The sequence below is a fragment of the Mycobacterium arosiense ATCC BAA-1401 = DSM 45069 genome (genome assembly GCF_002086125.1).
In the GTDB taxonomy this organism is placed as follows: Bacteria; Actinomycetota; Actinomycetes; order Mycobacteriales; family Mycobacteriaceae; genus Mycobacterium; species Mycobacterium arosiense.
The window spans coordinates 1-880 of record NZ_MVHG01000219.1 but is presented as its reverse complement, the minus strand read 5'-3'; the positions used below and the strand labels follow the sequence as shown (position 1 = coordinate 880).

Below are 880 nucleotides of genomic sequence, written 5' to 3'. Positions count from 1 at the left end.
CACCAACGGACCCGACCCCGCACCCGCATACATCCGACCCGAATTCACCTCGGGCGGTAGGACCGCAAAATCCATCAGGCCACTCATAACATCGCTTCCTTGATCAGGCGTGCCGCGGCATCTCGTTCGGTCGACAGCTCGGCGAGTTCCTTACGCAGCTTTGCGAGTTCCTCGCGCTCGCTTTCGCTCAACCCACTCGACACATGCCGGCGGGCCGGGCGAGGTTGGCCGGTGGGGACGGGTGGGCGCTCGGCCACGTCCGGTTCTCCGGGCAACGGCGGTACGACTTTCTGTGCCGGGCCCGATCGGACGCGTGTCTGTTCCTCCCGGGGGGCGTTGACCAGGCTGCCCACCGGGGGAATGCCGCCGAAGAACGGTGCCGCCCCCTCGACCTGGGGCACCGTACCCGGGCCGGCGACCGGCAACGGAGTTGCGCTGCTGGCCAACCGAATCGCAGGGGAGGAGCCCCAGGACTGTGGCACCGACAACTCACCAACGGTGGCCGCCGTACCCACGCCCGCCGACACCGCACCCGCCCCGGCGCTGCGCGAATTCACCAGCGTGCCAAGACCCGCATCCGCAGGAGTCACATCGTCGGCCACAGCCGCGGCCGTCGGGACCGCGAGCCCGTACAGGCCACCCAGGATGGGCGTGATACCGGATGCGGTGAACAACGGTCCGCTGAGGACCAAGGCCCAGTTTCCGACGTTCTCGGCGAATGTGTTGAGTCCGGAGCCGCCGTCACTGCTGAAGATGCCTCCCGGGCTGATCGGCGACAGCGGGTTGGACGACCCGGCGGCGAGGCTCTGCAGCATGCTGGGCACATTCGACAGTGCTGATTGCGTACCCGGGCCCGCGGCCGAGGCGGCGGCCTTGCCCA

At 68.8% G+C, this 880-nt stretch carries 2 protein-coding genes; both read right to left on the bottom strand.

The window, feature by feature from the left end; genetic code table 11:
- On the bottom strand, nucleotides 1–75 hold a 75-nt coding region (locus tag BST14_RS29955; protein WP_142279680.1), incomplete at its 3' end, for a PPE domain-containing protein.
- An 8-nt stretch (nucleotides 76–83) separates the two neighbouring features.
- The coding region (locus BST14_RS28170; RefSeq protein WP_438502217.1) for a PPE family protein, SVP subgroup at nucleotides 84–880 on the bottom strand (797 nt) is incomplete at its 5' end.